The organism is Enterococcus hirae ATCC 9790, from assembly GCF_000271405.2.
Lineage (GTDB): Bacteria > Bacillota > Bacilli > Lactobacillales > Enterococcaceae > Enterococcus_B > Enterococcus_B hirae.
Map to the genome: position 1 here is coordinate 2,793,379 of NC_018081.1, position 16,333 is coordinate 2,809,711.

General features: G+C 37.4%; 10 protein-coding genes. 2 read left to right on the plus strand and 8 right to left on the minus strand.

Annotated features, from left to right (window positions below; translation table 11 throughout):
* Window positions 1-41 precede the first annotated feature (41 nt).
* The 4 genes from EHR_RS13250 to EHR_RS13265 all read right to left on the minus strand — a co-directional run bounded on the left by EHR_RS13250 (window position 42) and on the right by EHR_RS13265 (window position 4,493).
* Window positions 42-1,265, minus strand: coding sequence for a glycosyltransferase family 4 protein (locus EHR_RS13250; protein ID WP_010719682.1), 1,224 nt, complete (start codon window positions 1,263-1,265; stop codon window positions 42-44).
* Window positions 1,266-1,282: 17 nt separating this feature from the next.
* Entirely contained in the window at window positions 1,283-2,326 is a 1,044-nt protein-coding gene (locus EHR_RS13255) for an LTA glycolipid anchor biosynthesis glycosyltransferase, IagA/BgsA family (RefSeq protein ID WP_014834761.1), read from the minus strand.
* A 173-nt stretch (window positions 2,327-2,499) separates the two neighbouring features.
* On the minus strand, window positions 2,500-4,227 hold the full coding sequence (gene ptsP, locus EHR_RS13260) for a phosphoenolpyruvate--protein phosphotransferase (RefSeq protein WP_010719684.1): 1,728 nt from the start codon (window positions 4,225-4,227) through the stop codon (window positions 2,500-2,502).
* Entirely contained in the window at window positions 4,227-4,493 is a 267-nt protein-coding gene (locus tag EHR_RS13265; protein WP_010719685.1) for a phosphocarrier protein HPr, read from the minus strand. Before EHR_RS13265 ends, ptsP begins: the two co-directional genes overlap by 1 nt.
* A 553-nt stretch (window positions 4,494-5,046) precedes the next feature.
* Here EHR_RS13265 and EHR_RS13270 point away from each other — a divergent pair.
* Both EHR_RS13270 and EHR_RS13275 read left to right on the plus strand, forming a co-directional pair.
* Window positions 5,047-7,284 (plus strand): ATP-dependent Clp protease ATP-binding subunit, encoded by a 2,238-nt coding sequence (locus EHR_RS13270; RefSeq protein WP_010738141.1) that lies wholly within the window; start codon window positions 5,047-5,049, stop codon window positions 7,282-7,284.
* Window positions 7,285-7,487: 203 nt separating this feature from the next.
* Entirely contained in the window at window positions 7,488-7,808 is a 321-nt protein-coding gene (locus EHR_RS13275; protein ID WP_010719687.1) for a DUF1827 family protein, read from the plus strand.
* Between the two features lie 98 nt (window positions 7,809-7,906).
* Here EHR_RS13275 and EHR_RS14320 read toward each other — a convergent pair whose 3' ends face one another.
* From EHR_RS14320 to EHR_RS13290, 4 genes are all read right to left on the minus strand, one after another.
* A complete protein-coding gene (locus EHR_RS14320) occupies window positions 7,907-8,080 on the minus strand; it encodes a hypothetical protein (RefSeq protein WP_010719688.1) in 174 nt (57 codons plus the stop codon).
* A 146-nt stretch (window positions 8,081-8,226) separates the two neighbouring features.
* Complete coding sequence (gene wecB / locus EHR_RS13280) at window positions 8,227-9,327, minus strand: non-hydrolyzing UDP-N-acetylglucosamine 2-epimerase (RefSeq protein WP_010738142.1); 1,101 nt, start codon at window positions 9,325-9,327, stop codon at window positions 8,227-8,229.
* Window positions 9,328-9,407: 80 nt separating this feature from the next.
* On the minus strand, window positions 9,408-10,988 hold the full coding sequence (locus EHR_RS13285) for a peptide chain release factor 3 (RefSeq protein ID WP_010738143.1): 1,581 nt from the start codon (window positions 10,986-10,988) through the stop codon (window positions 9,408-9,410).
* Window positions 10,989-11,336: 348 nt separating this feature from the next.
* Window positions 11,337-15,869 (minus strand): polysaccharide lyase family 8 super-sandwich domain-containing protein, encoded by a 4,533-nt coding sequence (locus EHR_RS13290; RefSeq protein WP_014834763.1) that lies wholly within the window; start codon window positions 15,867-15,869, stop codon window positions 11,337-11,339.
* Window positions 15,870-16,333 lie beyond the last annotated feature (464 nt).

Consider the following 16,333-nt stretch of genomic DNA (forward strand, 5'->3'; position numbering starts at 1 on the left):
TACGCCAGAAACAAAGATTTTTTTAGGATAAATACCTAAATTTATCGTTTAAATGAATTTAATTTGATTTTTATTCTTTCGATGGATGCCTCTTCTTCTTTTCGTTGCATTTCTTTTTCATGATAGATAATCATATCTTCATAAAATTCAATCATCGCTTCTCCAAAGTGCGTAGAGGAAATATCATATAATTTTGATTCCAATACTTTTTGGTCACGAGGGACTTCACTTTTTATATAATCAATAAGTGCTGGTGCGAAATCCTCATCGGTTTCAAATGTTTTCCCAAGGGAGGGATGATCAAACAAACGATTAAGATAAGCATTTCCCTCAATTACACAAGGTGTCCCTGAAGCCATTGCTTCCGTATAAGTTAAACCTTGTGTTTCTGAAGTTGAGGCACTAACAAAGTAATCAGCTGCTTTATAATACAATGCCACATCTTCGTTATCGACTTCTCCAGTAAATTGGACAAATTCATCCAATGCTAGTTCGTTGATTAGCTCTTGCAACTCTTCAAGGTAAGGCCCTTTGCCAACGATCACCATTCGTGCATTGGGATATGCTTTTAGAACTTGGGGAAACCCCTGGACCAATGCTTGAATATTTTTTTCATAAGAGATACGACTTAAAGATAAGATCATTAACTCATCATCTTTGATATTCAGCGATCCTCTGATTTCTTTGATAGCTTTTTGCGTGATTCCTTCCCTTTTAAATTTCTCAATATCGATCCCTGTAGGAATCACTCGAAGTGGTGCGACAACACCATAACTTCTTAATGTATCAATTACTCGTTCACTGGGACAGACAACTCCTGTTGTATGGTTAACAAATAAGCGGGAGAGATATCTGACATGAGATTGACGTATCACTTTGCCTTTAGCAATATAGTGTAGATAATCTTCATACATCGTATGATACGTATGGATCAATGGTATTTTCAGCTTTTTAGCAACCATTTTACCTAAAATCCCTGCACCAAATTCTGTATGAGTATGAATCAGTTCTAATTCAAGTTCCTTCGCTACTAAATAAGCGTACCACATACCTCGTACCACTATTCGCCGATCTTTAAAGGAAACGAATGGAACACTCGGCATACGAATGACATCTTTTTCTATTTTATCAGCATTTGGATCGGTTGTCGTAAAAATATAGACTTCATGTCCATGTTTTTCTAGTTCATTTTTTAAGGTTTTGATCGATGTAGCAACTCCGCTTACCTGCGGAAAATAGGTATCGGTAAAAAAGCCAATTTTCATGATTTTTTGCCTCCAAACTACCCTTTATTATTTTGTCTTTCATTTATGGAAGAATCTGCTTCTTCTAACACTTGTGTATACACCAATTTCAGTTGCTCACCAATTTTCTCAATACTTCGTGCTTGGGCAGTCTGATATCCAGCTGCCACTAGACTAGGAACTTCTTCTTCCACGATCTTTTTGATCAATACGGTAAATTCTTCATTAGAGCGACCCATGTAACAATTTTTTTTATCTTCTAACCAGCCATCATAGACTGGAATGTCTCGTACAAGAACATTTTGCTTACTTGCTAGTGCCTCTAATACTACAATTCCTTCTGTTTCTTCATAAGATGGGAAGAAAAAAAGGTCAGCGCCTGAGTATGCACCCTCAATAATTTCTCCCCGAATATATCCTGGAAAGATCACATTATCTGGGTGTTCTTCTTTCACAATCTGTCGGATATTTTTTGGGATCGAATACATAGGTACATGTCCAAACCAAATAAATGTATATTCTGGGAGTTTTTTTGCAATTTCTACAAAATCAATGATCCCTTTACGAGCAAAAAAAAGGCCAACACAGATAATCACTTTCTGATCTGGTGATAATTTGAAATAGTCGCGAAATTTTTGTTCTTTGATTGGATCTGGTTGATATTTTTTTAGATCAATCCCATTTGATATCGATTGGATCGGTAAATCTATGCCGTAACTTTCCAGTAATCGTTTAGAATATGGCGTAGGTGTGATGAGATAATCCGCCTTTTGATATAATCCCACTAAATATTTTTTTACTAATGGCGATAATTGATTAGAGCCAATAAATGAGTTACGAAAATCTTCCTCTGTTGAGTGAGCATGATAGACGATCTTCTTGCCGTCTTTTCTTGCTTTATTGACCATATTGTGACTATTGATACCATATGTATTGATGTGTAAGATATCATAGTCATCTTTACTATCTAGCGTGTAGGGAATCCCCATTTCTTTTAGAGCACGTTTTTGGTGGTCAAGCGCTCGTCCAATACCAGATTTCGCAAGTATTTTTTCACTTTCAAAATATAATAATACCTTCACCTTACGTCCTCCTTCATTTATATAGTATAACATAGCGCTGAACCTGTCACTCAAACTTAAGCCCTATTTTAAAATAACTCTATTTTTCATTCCTTATTTTTACCTATATGTAAAAATCCCATTGTAAAAAGCTGATACAGCTACTATCGCTGTACCAGCTTTTACTCGTATTATTATTTTACGTATTCATTTACAAGTTCAACGACTTCTTCCATCGTGTCACATTCTTTCAAAGCACGATCAGCAAGTTCTGCCATCTTCGTTGTATCTAAACGTTTCATTAAACTACGTGTTTTCAAGATTGATGTTGCACTCATTGAGAATTCATCTAATCCCATACCTACAAGTAGCGGAACTGCGGTTTGATCCCCAGCCATTTCGCCACACATACCAGCCCATTTACCTTCAGCATGCGCTGCATCGATCACGTTTTTAATCAAACGTAGGATTGATGGGTTGTAAGGTTGATACAAGTATGAAACACGTTCGTTCATACGGTCAGCTGCCATAGTGTATTGGATCAAGTCATTCGTTCCTACTGAGAAGAAGTCAACTTCCTTAGCAAACTTGTCAGCTAAGACAGCTGCTGCTGGAATTTCGATCATGATGCCGACTTGGATCGTATCAGATACTTCCACGCCTTCATTCAATAATTTTTGTTTTTCGTCTTCAAAGATTGCTTTTGCAGCACGGAATTCTTTAAGAGTCGCTACCATTGGGAACATGATACGTAAGTTTCCATGAACAGATGCACGTAATAATGCGCGCATTTGCGTACGGAACATTTCGTCACCTTGTTCTGACAAGCTGATTCGTAATGCACGATAGCCTAAGAATGGGTTCATTTCATGAGGCAATTGTAAGTAAGGTAATTCTTTATCGCCACCGATATCCATCGTACGCACGACAACCGGTTTACCTTCCATACCTTCAAGAACTGCTTTATATGCTTCATATTGGTCATCTTCAGTTGGGAAATCAGGAGAATCCATGTACAAGAATTCTGTACGGTAAAGACCAACCGCTTCCCCGCCGTTATTATGAACACCAACTAAATCTTTTGGTGTACCAATATTTGCTGCTAATTCAAAATGTTTGCCATCAGCAGTAACAGTTTCAGCATTTTTTAATTTTTCCCATTCTGCTTTTTGAGCAGCGTATTCAGCACCGATTTTTTCAAATTCAGCTTTTTGTTCAGCTGTAGGATCAACGATTACATCGCCTTCAATCCCGTTAACAGCTAACATGTCGCCTTCTTTGACTTTAGCAGTGATTTCTTTTGTACCTACGATCGCTGGGATTTCTAAAGAACGTGCCATGATCGCTGAGTGTGAAGTACGTCCGCCGATGTCAGTTACAAACGCTTTAACAAAATTGCGATCTAATTGAGCAGTATCACTTGGTGTCAAATCATGAGCAACAACAACTACTTCTTCGTTAATCATTGATGGATTTGGTAATGTCACACCTAGTAAATGCGCTAAAATACGTTTCGCAACGTCGCGGATATCAGCCGCACGTTCTTGCATATAAGCGTTGTCTTCCATAGCTTCGAACATACTGATATACATATCAGTTACTTCTTTTAATGCTGATTCAGCGTTTACGCTGTTATCATTAATGTTTTGTTTAATTTGACCAACCATTTCTGGATCAGACAGAACCATCAAGTGTGCGTCAAATACTTGCGCTTCTGCTTCACCTAAGCTTTGCGCTGCTTTTTCACGAATTTGTTGCAATTCTTCAGTAGATTTTGCTAAAGCATCATCTAAACGAGATGCTTCAGCTGCTGTATCTTCTACTGTTGTCTTACTGAATGTTAAATCCGGTTGAACTAGCAGGTAAGCTTTTGCAACGGCAACGCCGTCACTAGCGGCAATCCCTTTTAGCATTTCAACCATTATTCAGATAATCCTTCTTTCTTCATTGTATCAACGATAGCTGCCATTGCGTCTGCTTCGTCAGCACCTTCAGCTGTGATTGTAACGTCAGAACCTTGACCCACACCTAAAGACATAACGCCCATGATAGATTTCAAGTTTACTGATTTACCTTTATACTCTAAGTTTACATCAGAGTTAAATTTGCTTGCTGTTTGTACTAATAATGTAGCTGGACGTGCGTGGATTCCAGTTTCTGCTACTACGTGAAATTCTTTCTTTTCCATATTAATCGGTCTCCTTTAAGTGAGTGTTGTTTTTATGTGAGGGTTTTCTTTTTTAGCAGTTTACTAAGAACACTAATAAGTAGTACCCTTTCATTTGTAAAGATTACCATTTTTTCCCGATAGATACAACAGTTTTCATTTAAATTCAACTAAAAGTGTGGAAAATAATTAGCACTACTTTTAAAAATATGAATACATAGGATAACAACCGTATTCATTCTACCTCACTTCTTTTTTTAGTTGCTTTGATTCTCTTTACTGATCCCTCAGTAAAGAAGCAAACAAAACTAGACTCTGCCAAGCGAAATATCTCCTTCTATTTATCACTTTTATCGAAGAACGACTTATTCATTTCTTCATTTATTTTGAAAAACTAAATACTTGCACGCGTCCTAAAATTTAGTATAATTATAGCCAAAGGTCAATAATGGTCAATAACATTTTTTACCTTTTCAACTTTTGAGTAAATGAGGGTTATTCTTTTACCTTCGTAGTCACGCGTTGTAAAATAGAATGGAAACATGTGAATCATGTGAAAGGACGTGAATCATTTATGCTTTGTCAAAATTGTGGGAAAAATGAAGCAACGATCCACTTATATGCAACAGTAAACGGACAGAGAACGCAACTTGATTACTGCCAAAGTTGCTATCAAAAAATTAAAAATCAACAAAATGGAGGTCTGACTAGTATGGCTCAAAATGATCCTTTTGGTTTTGGCAGCTTGGACGACTTATTCCGCTCCATGTCCCGCCAAATGCAACAGCAAGGAAACTATGAACAAACTCCTCCAACCCAATTCGGTGGTAACAACAACTTTAACGGCGGTCAACCACCGCAACAAGGAAATTCCGAAGGTCTTTTAGGAGAATACGGAATCAACATCACCGAACAAGCTCGTCAAGGTGACATTGATCCTGTGATCGGCCGTGATGATGAAATCAAACGTGTGATCGAGATTTTAAACCGTCGAACAAAAAACAATCCGGTATTAATCGGTGAGCCTGGTGTTGGTAAAACTGCCGTAGTTGAAGGACTTGCACAAAAAATCGTAGATGGCGATGTGCCGCAAAAATTAATGGATAAAGAAGTGATTCGTTTAGATGTGGTTTCTTTGGTTCAAGGAACTGGTATCCGTGGACAATTTGAAGAACGGATGCAAAAATTGATCGAAGAAATTAAGCAGGCTGAAAATGTCATATTATTCATTGATGAAGTCCATGAAATTGTCGGTGCTGGTTCTGCTGGTGACGGGAACATGGATGCGGGAAATATTTTAAAACCAGCTCTAGCTCGTGGCGAACTACAAATGGTTGGTGCCACTACATTAAATGAATACCGCATCATCGAGAAAGATGCAGCTTTAGAAAGACGGATGCAACCGGTTCGGGTCGTTGAACCTTCTGTTGAGGAAACAATCAGTATCTTAAAAGGATTGCAAAAACGCTACGAAGACTACCATCACGTCAAATATACCGATGAAGCAATCGAAGCTGCAGCTATTCTCTCAAATCGTTATGTTCAAGATCGTTTCTTACCAGATAAAGCGATTGACTTGCTTGATGAAACTGGCTCAAAGAAAAACTTAACGATTCAAATCGTTGATCCTAAAACCATTGACAAAAAACTTGAAGAAGCACAGGAACAAAAAATCCAAGCTTCTAAAGAAGAAGACTTTGAGAAAGCCGCTTATTATCGTGACCAAATCAGTAAATTAGAAAAGATGAAAGAACGTCAATTAACAGATGAAGAAACGCCTGTTATCACAGAAAAAGATATGGAAAAAATTGTGGAAGAACGTACGGGCATCCCCGTTGGCGATCTAAAAGAAAAAGAGCAAACACAATTGAAGAATCTTGCGACTGATCTAAAAGCACATGTGATTGGACAAGACGATGCCGTAGATCGTGTGGCAAAAGCTATTCGTCGTAATCGGGTTGGCTTGAGCAAGAAAAACCGCCCTATCGGATCATTTTTATTCGTAGGTCCAACTGGTGTCGGCAAAACTGAATTAGCCAAGCAACTGGCATTTGAATTATTCGGTTCCGAAGATTCAATGATTCGTTTTGATATGTCTGAATACATGGAAAAACACAGTGTATCTAAATTGATTGGTTCTCCTCCTGGCTATGTGGGCTATGAAGAGGCAGGTCAACTTACTGAAAAAGTACGTCGTAATCCTTATAGCTTGATTTTATTGGATGAAGTGGAAAAAGCACATCCTGATGTGTTACACATGTTCCTCCAAATTTTGGATGATGGCCGTTTGACTGACGCACAAGGTCGGACAGTAAGCTTTAAAGATACGATCATCATTATGACAAGTAATGCTGGTACAGGTAAAGTCGAAGCAAATGTCGGTTTTGGAGCAGCTCGTGAAGGGGTTACTCGTTCTGTTTTAAACCAACTAAACAATTACTTCACACCTGAATTCTTGAACCGTTTCGATGGAATCATCGAATTTAGTGCGCTATCAAAAGAAAACTTAATGACCATCGTTACCTTGATGCTAGATGAAGTCAATGAAATGTTAGCAGCACAACAACTGCATATCGAAGTGCCGACAAATGTCAAAGAAAAACTTGTTGACTTAGGCTATGACCCAGCAATGGGCGCACGCCCTCTTCGTCGAACGATCCAAGAACAAATCGAAGATGGAATTGCTGAATTTTATTTAGACCATCCTTCAATCCATGAACTAAAAGCAAAATTGGATAAAGAAGAAAAAATTGTGATCACTTCTAAACAAGAACGTTTAGTCAAAGAAACGACAAACGAGCCAACAAACTAAACATCTGACAAAAACTTCGCTTTGCGACTGATAAAAAATGAAGCACCCATGAAAAAGCGACAGCTTTTCTCACGGGTGCTTCATTGCTCAAAGCGGATTTTTGATTGTTTTTTGACAAAAAGCAAAATACTGTTCTTTTCATTAGAAAAAAATTATAATGAAATTAAGTTGTATCTAAAATCTACATAAAAGAGGTGAGCGCCATGAAATTTGTCAATGTAACGAATAGTCATTCACGTTTGGTTTTAAACCAATTGGAAAATACAGATGCTCATATGGTGAAGGTTTACACTGCAGGCAATACAATGATTGTTTACACTGAAGCACCGGAACATAACGAGATTTTACTGATTAATGAAAAACGAAAAATACAACCCAAAGAAATTGAAGAAGTCAAAACGTACTTCCTCAATAAAATCCATGACGCCCTATATCAAGAAAACGAAATCCAAGTAATTGAATTAGATGACTTAGTTGAAATCTCGATTCCGAAACATCATCCCCACACTGAGGTTGCAATGTGATGATTACAAATAAACAAAAAAAGAAACCTTTTTTAGAAGGATCGAAGGATAATGTTTGATTTTATCCTTGATCCAGCTCATTTATAGAGCTGGATCTTCTAAGATTGATTGGTTTCTTTTTTTGGTGTTTTTCCTAGCCGAACGATTGCTCTTACTTCGTTAACGATCGATTCATTATGCTCCCAACCTTCAACATCTAACAGCCTGCATAAACGCTGCATTTCTAACTTTTTTCTTGCTTTACGTTGTTTTCGTTGCTCCAGTGTTTCCATCCAACTCCCCCTTTTTTCTTTTTATATGTACACATCTTTATTTTAATTCATTTTATTTCAAAGAATTTACCAATTTTTTCTTTAAAATAAAAAAWCTTTCCACCAAAATTGTTGGAAAGTTTTTTTGCTTTTTTGGTAACCTGTAATCAATGAAATGAGGCTGCGATAGCCTCTAAGATTCGTTGACTTGCGTAACCATCTCCATAAGGATTTTTTGCTTGTGCCATCTTTTCATAAGCCTTTACATCAGTTAACAATTGTTTTGTCTCGTCATAAACTGTCTCTTCGTCTGTACCAACGAGTTTTAAAGTTCCGGCTTTTACACCTTCCGGTCGTTCAGTGGTATCACGTAAGACAAGAACCGGAACACCTAAAGAAGGTGCCTCTTCTTGAACTCCGCCTGAATCAGTTAATATAAGATAACTTTTGGCTGCACAATTGTGAAAATCAATGACATCTAATGGTTCGATCAGCTGAACATTCTCATATTGTCCTAAAATAGTATCAGCTAATTCTCGTACTTTAGGATTTTTATGCATCGGAAAAATAATGGATACATCAGAAAATTCTTCAGCAATCCTTCCTAATGCTTGAAAAACGTTCGCCATTGGCTCGCCTAGGTTCTCACGTCGATGCATTGTTACTAATAATTGTTTAGTGGAGCTGCTCGAAAGATGATCGCTTTTTTGATCCGCCACGATCGTGTACCTCATCGCATCGATCGCCGTATTGCCAGTAACGAAGATGTTTGCTTCATCGTGGTGCTCTCTTCTAAGATTATCAGCACTTTCATTGGTTGGCGCAAAGTAGAGATCCGCTAAAACATCTGTGGCTTGCCGATTGATTTCTTCAGGAAACGGTGACCATTTGTTCCAAGTTCGTAATCCTGCTTCGACATGTCCGACTTTAATTTGTTGATAAAATGCTGCGGTCGCTGCAGCAAATGTTGTGGTCGTATCTCCATGAACTAAGACGATATCAGGCTGTTCTGCTTGTAAGATTGGTTCTAATGATAAAAGAACTTTCGTTGTAATAGCGGTGAGTGTTTGATTGACACTCATCACATCTAGATCGTGATCAGGAGTAATTTCAAACACTTCTAACACTTGGTCTAACATTTCACGGTGCTGGCCTGTAACCGTCACGATTGATTCAAAGCGCTCATCTTTTTCCAGCGCTTTGATCAAAGGTGCCATTTTTATTGCTTCTGGACGTGTTCCAAAGATCGACATTACTTTAATCATCATTAAATTCCTCCGGATTATTTAGTTATTCTCTCCCGGCTATTTTCATAGTACTCCCAAAGCACCACCATGTGATGAGCGCTTTACATTAAACTTTTTAATTTGACATTTGGGTACTTGTCAGCAAACCAACGTTCAGCAAATTGGTTTTCGAACAAGAATAATGGCTGATCAAAACGGTCACGTGCCAAGATATTACGACTAGAACTCATCTTCTCATCTAAATCTTCGGGCTCGATCCAACGGGCAATTTTATGACCCATAGGAGACATAATCACTTCTGCATTGTATTCATTTAGCATCCGGTATTGGAATACTTCAAATTGAAGTTGTCCAACTGCGCCAATGATGTATTCTTCCGTCAAATAAGTTTTATAGAGTTGGATCGCACCTTCTTGGACTAACTGATAGATACCTTTATGGAATGATTTTTGTTTCATCACATTTTTAGCAGTGACTTTCATAAATAATTCCGGAGTAAAGGATGGTAACTCTTCATACGCCACCTTCAATTTCCCTTCATAAAGAGTATCGCCAATTTGATAATTTCCTGTATCATAGACCCCGATAATATCCCCTGCTACAGCATTCTCGACATTCTCTCTTGAGTCAGCCATAAACTGCGTCACATTACTTAACTTCAATTTTTTACCTGTTCGTTCTAATTGAACATCCATCCCACGTTCAAAAGTTCCAGAACAGATTCGCACAAAAGCAATCCGATCTCGGTGAGCTGGATTCATATTGGCTTGGATCTTAAAGACAAAACCTGAAAATTCTTCTTCATAAGGACTAACTTCTTGTCCTGATTGTGTTTGATGTCCGTAAGGTGAAGGGGCTAATTCCACGAAGGTTTCTAAAAATGTTTGCACACCAAAATTTGTTAACGCTGAACCAAAGAAGACCGGTGTCTGATCTCCCCGAGCAATTTTTTCTTCATTAAAAGAATCTCCTGCTTCTTTCAACAATTCTACTTCTTCAAGAACTTGTTCATACAATGAATTTTCCGTCAAAGGATGGCCTTCTGGCAGCAATCCTTCTTCATCCAAGGCAACAAGGCGCTCATCATTATAGTTTTCTGGGCGATAAAACTCAATACGATTATGGTGGATATCATAGAGTCCTTCTAAGCCTTTCCCCATACCAATCGGCCAATTCATTGGATAAGACTCGATATCGAGCAACTCTTCCAATTCTTCTAAAAGTTCTAATGGTTCGCGACCATCTCGATCTAACTTATTGATAAAGGTAAAAATAGGGATTCCTCTTTTTTTAACGACTTGGAATAATTTTTTTGTTTGAGCTTCAATCCCTTTGGCACTATCGATGACCATAACCGCACTATCGACAGCCATCAATGTCCGATACGTATCTTCAGAAAAATCTTCATGCCCTGGGGTATCTAAGATATTGACTCTTTTACCATGATAATCAAACTGCATCACAGAACTGGTAACTGAGATTCCACGTTGCTTCTCAATTTCCATCCAGTCAGATTTTGCAAAGTTACCAGTCTTTTTCCCTTTGACAGTTCCTGCCTGACGTATTGCGCCACCAAATAAAAGCAATTGTTCAGTAATCGTTGTTTTACCAGCATCCGGATGGGAAATAATCGCAAACGTGCGTCGGTTATCTACTTGTTGTTTTAAGTTAGGGTTATTCATGTTTTACTCCATTTCTGTTACATCATTATCATCTTATTCGTCATCCTGTTCGAGGAATGATCGAACTAGCTATCTCAACTTACCAAGTATATCATGGAAACTATCAAAAAATAAACACTTGTTATGAGTCTTCTCTCTTTCTCTGTTGAATATCATATAAACGACTTTTTCAATAGGAGAAAATAAAGCTTTTCCTGCTACTATAACAACTGAAAACAGATTAAACGAAAAAAGTTGAACTTGGAACAGGCTTTTGTTCCAAGTTCAACTGTCTATTTCAATCATCTACAGACAAACGATTATTTATTTTACCTTGTGTTTTTCATCAGATTACTTGCCTAATTTATTTTAACTCCTCTTAGATTCCTTTCGACCTTTCAATAGGAACAAGCTAACGAATACCACTAATAAAATTGTATATCCTAATTTTTGAATAACTTGGTTATTTTTTTCACCTGTTTTTGGTAATAAACCTTCCTTACCGGTCTCTTCACTAATAGAAGATTTACCTATTTCATTGTTGCCCTCTTGTGTATTTTTACCTTGCTCTGCTTTATTATTGATGTTTTTATCTTCCTCAGAGGATGATGCAGTTTCTTTATTCTCTAATTGTTCGATGGCCTGCACCAAATCGTTCATCACTAGTTCGACTTCAGCTTGCGTAGTATTTGAATCAGCTAACACTGCTTGCGCTGCTTCCAGCGCTTTGCGGAACACTTGCCAACTTTCCGCTGTATAACTACTTGCAACTCGGCTTTGGTTTTCTTCGACCAATTTTTTTAATGCTGTTTTGTCTACTTTAGTTACTTCTTGCAGTTGTTCGATGGCTTTATTCACTGCTTGGATTGCTTCGTCTACTTCAGCTTGCGTAGTATTTGAATCAGCTAACACTGCTTGCGCTGCTTCCAACGCTTTGCGGAACACTTGCCAACTTTCTGCTGTATAACCACTTGCAACTCGGTTTTGGTTTTCTTCGACCAATTTTTTTAATGCTGTTTTGTCTACCTTAGTTACTTCTTGCAGTTGCTCGATGGCTTTTCTCACTGCTTGAACTGCTTCATCTACTTCGGCTTGCGTTGCTTTTGGATCTGTTAACACCGCTTGGGCTAATTCCATTGCCTTAGTGAAGACTTTCCAACTTTCTTTTGTATAGTCGCTTTCGTTTCGGTTTTGGTTTTCTTCGACCAATTTTTCTAATGCTGTTTTGTCTACTTTAGTTACTTCTTGCAGTTGCTCGACGGCTTTTCTCACTGCTTGAACTGCATCGTCTACTTCGGCTTGCGTTGCTTTTGGATCTGTTAACACCGCTTGGGCTAATTCCATTGCCTTAGTGAAGACTTTCCAACTTTCTTTTGTATAGTCGCTTTCGTTTCGGTTTTGGTTTTCTTCGACCAATTTTTCTAATGCTGTTTTGTCTACCTTAGTTACTTCTTGCAGTTGCTCGATGGCTTTTCTCACTGCTTGAACTGCTTCATCTACTTCGGCTTGCGTTGCTTTTGGATCTGTTAACACCGCTTGGGCTAATTCCATTGCCTTAGTGAAGACTTTCCAACTTTCTTTTGTATAGTCGCTTTCGTTTCGGTTTTGGTTTTCTTCGACCAATTTTTCTAATGCTGTTTTGTCTACCTTAGTTACTTCTTGCAGTTGCTCGATGGCTTTTCTCACTGCTTGAACTGCTTCATCTACTTCGGCTTGCGTTGCTTTTGGATCTGTTAACACCGCTTGGGCTAATTCCATTGCCTTAGTGAAGACTTTCCAACTTTCTTTTGTATAGTCGCTTTCGTTTCGGTTTTGATTTTCTTCGACTATTTTTTCTAATGCCGTTTTATCTACTTCTGAAGGAACTTTGATAGTAATTGATCTCGAACTTCCTTTTAACCCTTTGCTATCAAATAGAAATGCTCCTGAATCCATGGTAATTTCGGACTCTTTTTCGATAACCTCAATGATCTCTTTCTCAATCGAAAATTCAATCACCTTATTATTTTGAACAGGATTCACAATTGACAGTCGATAAGTATCATTACTCAATTTTTCTGCAATAATGGATGCAGGTTCAGATACGTGAACAAAAGCTGCCTGTTGATTTCCACTCCAAGCATTCAACATGAGATAGTCTTTTGTCTCAATCGCTTGGATTTCTGGTGTGTTTGCTAACACATTATAGCTTTTATGTTGCGCCATTTCTGCCATTTCTTCTGCTGTCTTTCCAGCAACAGTCAAATACTCATAAGTATCATTTTGAGCGTTACTTCCATGATTTTTGATGATTTTTACAAATTCTTTTGTATATGATTGATCATTGACAAAATATTCGTTGATATCCAAATATTTGCCAGATCGAATTTCTTTTTGAACGTCAACGTTCGACATGGTATTTGGAAAAATGTAACCTAAATTATTGAGTGGATTTGTCGAAGTAAGATTGATCCAAGTAGAATCAGCTGTTTTCTTTTGGATAATTTGCATGTTACTTGAATCCATCATTCGATTATCAAGGATCGTCTCAATTGTCGCATTCGTTGTTCCGCTGATTCCACTGCCTAAATTAATCAATTTATCTTCTAACAAAAACCATGATTTCTTTGCTACCAAATCCATATTTTCATTTTTCTTATCTAAAAACATTCCGACTGCAGCTACTTTGCCATTATTCGATCCTCCCACCCAAGACTGAGGACTCTTTTTACCAGTAGAAGCACCTTCTGCTAACACTTTTGTGTCTATAGTGGTACCTGGTAAGCGATAAGAATCAATAGTGACCCAATAACCTTCATCAAATTGAGCGAGGTCACCGTTATAAAGATAAACCATCCCATCGGCCGTATGCCATCCTTTTTTATTTTCAGTATTTCCAAATTCATAATTTCCAATACGACTAGAGTACATACTTATTCCGAGACTATAACTCTCGTTTTTTTGAAACACCCGATCCATTGAACCATAAACATTCACGAGATTTCGTTCTTCTTTACTAGTTATCGAAGGCTCATTCATGATTTTCTTAAGATCAATCAACGCTTCAAAGTCTCTTGGATTTTCAAAAAAATCATAAAAATAACTACTATGCTCAAGCCATGCTTTAATAGACGAATCAATTTTCTTGCGTAAAATTTCTGGCGAAAATTTCGCTACTAATGTAAGATTGGCGATTGTTTCCTTTCCAGATTCAAATTCAGAGGTAAAGGGATTCGTCCCAGGAGCTCTAGAAATACTTCGTCCTGATACCATTGAGGGCATTTTTCCATTTACCATCAATTGTAAATAACCTTTATCGGTTACTTGAAACAAGTTATTTATATTGTCATCTTTGATTTCCCAATGTGTCCCTTGCAAAATCGTTTGAACCCGTCCAAAGCCTTTCAGCAATTCATTTCCATAACTTCCGTTATATGGGAAATGACTATGTTGGATTAATGAGCCGTCTGAATATAAGCCATCTCCTCCTGTCACCATTTTTAAAACGGATGGAACAGCGCTTTGAACTGCCTCTACTCGGGAATCATTTTCTAATAAAATGGCTGTTCCTAAGACGGTAATAGATATATCTGTTAAGTTCGCTCCTGTAGCCGTATAGCTAGGCCATTGAACTTTAGGATCTTGCGCATAGTGGTTTAAAGGTTCAACAAATTTAGTTAAGATTGCATCATCTTTTTCGATTAAATCATCATGTAATAAAATCAGTGTGTCTGTTAATGGCTGTGCTGATCCAATTTGCCAATCCCACCAATTCCCACTCCAGTAAGTTCCATTGTAGTTTTTGGTTTCAATCATAAAATCAATTGCTTTCAAAATTTGCGTAAAAACCTCTTGATTCTTATGTAATGAACTCGAAGGATCATAATAACCTAATGTCAATTTTTTGATGTTGGTAAATTGAGTGGTATAGTCTGCTGATAATGTGTCTGAACTTTTTTTCTCCCACAAATAAGTTCTATTTTCTGACTTATTAAGTGTTTGCCATAATTCTAAACTATCTTTGGCTATTCTCGCTCGATATTTTTTTACGTCCGAATCCTGATCAAATTCTTCATGATCTTCTTTAGATCCTAGCAAGCGTGCTTTCCATTTCTCACGCATTTCACGATACTCTGCTTTTTCTTGAATAACCGTAACTGGAATCGTATCACTTAAATCCGTATTTTTGATTCTCACAGTCACCTTTGCTTCTCCGGTTTTGAGTGCTTTCATTCTTCCTTGACTGTCTACATTGACAATACTAGGATCACTACTGCTCCACTCAATTTGTTTTTCAGGAACTTGGACGCCTGTTGGTGTTAATATGTAAGTTAATTGTTTGGATCTTTTCTCGCTGATTTCGGCTGAATCAATCGAAAACTTTATCCCATCAGGTAAACGTGCTTGACGATAAGCTTCCATTGAAATAATGCTCGAACCATAATATTGACCATTCGTGTGCTTCCACATTTTTAGTTGTTGGTATTTAATATATCGAGCTGTTACATTCGCTACTTCAATATATTTTTTTGCTTCTTTCCCGCCACTTCCACGCTCCTCCTTATAGATGGATTGATAATTTTGATTGTCGTTAGAAACTAATACCTCATATTCTGGACTCTCCACATGAAAGTGTAAAACCACCTGACCAATTGTTTTTTCTTCTCCAATATCAACAGTCAGCCACTGATTATCTGTTTTATCCGCTGACCATCTCGTCGATACATCCCCATCAACCGCTTTTTCACCTACAAATTGCGGATATTTCCAATTATCTCCTTGTTTCCCACCTTCTACTCCTGAGTAGGTAACATTCTTTTGAAACAAAAAATCTTCAGTATCTTCAGCACAAACGATTGGACTGTAAAAAGATGTAACAACAAGCGCCAATCCTGTTAAAGCAAAAATGATTGCCTTCTTCATTAAAAAATTCCTCCTTTAGTTAAATAGAATAGTCGATAAAAAATTTTAAGTCGTGAGGCAAAATGAATGATCATCAATTTTTTATCCATTCTTTGCAACTTTTGTACATACTACTTTTACTTGAGAGAACTACCTAATATTTGTTCTTAGTTTTTTAGTTTCAATTGAGATAAATCATTGGAAGAATCGCTCATATCTGCTTATTCGTAAAATATTTAAAATCTGTCTTTCTACTAAAAACACTACTTTACATTTTTCCCACCTCCTCACTGATTCACTTAAACATATAAAAAAATAGGCATGAAAAAACGACGGAAGACTCCGTACGTGTTTTCCATGCCTAGTATAACCTAGTCACATGAAACTTGTGTTTGCGTTTTCATAATACTCTAGCAAAAATTTATTGTCAACCAACAAAACATTTAAATATACTGGTTATATTATGTATAAGTTAACTGGGAGCA